Below are 2,381 nucleotides of genomic sequence, written 5' to 3'. Positions count from 1 at the left end.
GCGTTTACAGCGAGGCGGACCTCGAGCGCAGCGCGGCCATCGCTCTCTACCGTTGGGTCGGCGTGCCGCTTGCGCAGATCGCGCAGCTTCTCGACGCCTCCGGCGCGGCCCTCACCCGCGCCCTCAAGCACCACCAAGAAGCACTCGCTTCTCGACGGCGCACGCTCGACGCCCAACTCACATCTGTCCAGCAACTCATTGACAACGCAACGAAAGGATCGATCGACATGGACGCAATGAAGAAGTACCTCGGCGAAGATATGCCCGCCTACCAGAAGGAGGCTGAGCAGCGCTGGGGTGATACCCCGGAGTGGGCGCAGTCACAGAAAAAGCTCGCTCAAATGGGCGAAGGTGACTTCAAACGCCTGCAGGAAGAACAGGACGCACTCGCCGCGGAACTGATCGCCGCACGCGATTCCGGCGTGGACCCCGGCTCCGAGGAAACCGAAGCACTGGTGGAGTGCCACCGCGCAAGCATCGCCCAGTGGTACGAGGTGACCCCGGCTCGCCAGCTCATCCTCGCGCGCATGTACGTTGACGACGCGCGCTTCCACGAAGCCTACGGCGGCGCGCAGGACTACCTGCTCGAGCTGGTCACCGCCCACGTGGCGGCCGAAGGTGTGGACGTGGGCAACCCGCAGTGGGATTAGCAACGGAGCAGTAACCCCGCCGTGCCCTGTTGCTTCTTTGGATTTACTTACTATCTTTCGCGGAAAGATTCCTTTGCGCAGATGCGCCTTGGAGTTCAAGTTCAGTGTGTAACGCGGGTGTTAGGGTGGGGATTGTTGACTACTACTGACAAGCTCTCCCCGTTGGTGAATTCGCGGAGACGCAAAGTGGTCGGGCATGTGCCCGATGAGGTGAGAGGCGTCATGGAGCATCACACGGCCGTCGTCGTTGGTGGTGGCCAGTCCGGTCTAGCCACGGCATACTACCTGCGGCGCTACGAAGTGGACTTCTTGATCTTGGACAATCAAGAGGAAGCCGGTGGAGCGTGGTTGCACACGTGGCCTTCACTGACGCTTTTTTCGGCCGCGGAGTTCTCCAACCTGCCCGGCTGGCCTATGCCGCGGTACCCGGGGTACCCGCCGGCACGTCATGTCATCGACTATCTGACAAGCTACGAACGACGGTACGACCTCCCGGTTCGGCGCCCAGTGCACGTGCGCAGCGTGTCCCATGACGAAGGGATGTTCTTCCTAGATACGAGCGCCGGTCAATTCACAGCGGACCACGTTGTCGCGGCCACCGGCACGTGGTCCGCGCCTTTTGTGCCCCACTATCCGGGCACCTTCCGTGGACGTCAGTGGCACTCGTCGACCTACCCCGGCCCCGAACCATTCCGCGGCGCGAAGGTCGCGGTGGTCGGTGGGGCGAACTCGGGTGCCCAGATCGCCGCAGACCTCATTGGGACATCGGAAGTCACATGGTTCACACGTGAGCAACCGCGCTGGATGCCTGACGACGTCGATGGCCGCGATCTCTTTCTCCGCAGCCGCCGCCGGATTCTCGGTGGCGATTCCGGCCCGAACCTCGGGGACATTGTCGCGCTTCCTCATCTCCGTGAGCTCCGCGATTCCGGCCAACTCACCGCTACTCCCATCTTCGATAGTTTGAGCGAGCTCGACCACGACCATCTGATCTGGTGCACTGGTTTCCGCCCGGCCCTTGGCCCATTCCGCCACCTCATGCGCGACCGCGAACCAGAAGTGGAGAATCTGCATCTAGTCGGTTACGGCAACTGGACCGGCGACGGATCGGCAACCCTGATGGGTGTCGGGCCCTTTGCCAAACACACTGCCCAGGTAGCCGCGGGCCGTGTCGATGAAGCACGGCAGCATGAGTTTTGAAATGGCGCCAACGTAACTCGACTCAGCGCTTCGCTTGCGCAGCTCGCAGGCCGTTCAAAATCACGATGACTTCGGCGACCTCGTGAACCAACACGACGGCGGCCAGGCCCAGCACGCCGCTGATCGCCAGTGGCATCAACACGATGATGATGGCCAGAGACAGCACGATGTTTTGGTTGATGATCCTGCTGCCTCGGCGGGCGTGTTGCAGCGCCTGCGGGATCAGCCGGAGGTCGTGGCCGGTGAAGGCGACGTCAGCGGACTCGATTGCGGCGTCAGAGCCGGTTGCTCCCATCGCTATGCCCACTGTCGCGCTCGCCAGCGCAGGAGCGTCGTTGATGCCGTCGCCAATCATCGCTGTCGGCGTCTTGGAGGAGAGTTCGGCAACGATGCTTGCCTTGTCCTCTGGACGCAGCTCGGCGCGCACGTCGTCGATTCCGGCGATTTCAGCCAGCGCCCGGGCGGTGCGAGTGTTGTCGCCGGTGAGCATGATCACTTCCACGCCGTTGGCGTGCAGGGCCTGCACGGCTT

General features: G+C 62.8%; 3 protein-coding genes. 2 read left to right on the top strand and 1 reads right to left on the bottom strand.

What is annotated here, in order from left to right; translation table 11 throughout:
- Window positions 1-650 (top strand): MerR family transcriptional regulator (locus F4V54_RS10630; protein ID WP_150387118.1); only part of this gene is annotated, 650 nt, incomplete at its 5' end.
- Between the two features lie 222 nt (window positions 651-872).
- Window positions 873-1,850: an NAD(P)-binding domain-containing protein gene (locus F4V54_RS10625; protein WP_150387119.1), complete on the top strand. Its 978-nt coding sequence runs from the start codon at window positions 873-875 to the stop codon at window positions 1,848-1,850.
- A gap of 22 nt (window positions 1,851-1,872) precedes the next feature.
- Here the strand turns inward: F4V54_RS10625 and F4V54_RS10620 are convergent.
- Window positions 1,873-2,381 (bottom strand): HAD-IC family P-type ATPase (locus tag F4V54_RS10620; RefSeq protein WP_150387117.1); only part of this gene is annotated, 509 nt, incomplete at its 5' end.

It is taken from the genome of Corynebacterium tuscaniense, assembly GCF_008693065.1.
Lineage (GTDB): Bacteria > Actinomycetota > Actinomycetes > Mycobacteriales > Mycobacteriaceae > Corynebacterium > Corynebacterium tuscaniense.
Note: the sequence above shows the minus strand (reverse complement) of the source record. Positions and strands in the feature narration are given on the sequence as shown.

Bases quoted from the DNA above. Each gene is read 5' to 3' on its own strand.
- F4V54_RS10625 (WP_150387119.1), top strand. From the start codon at position 873: ATGGAGCATCACACGGCCGTCGTCGTTGGTGGTGGCCAGTCCGGTCTA.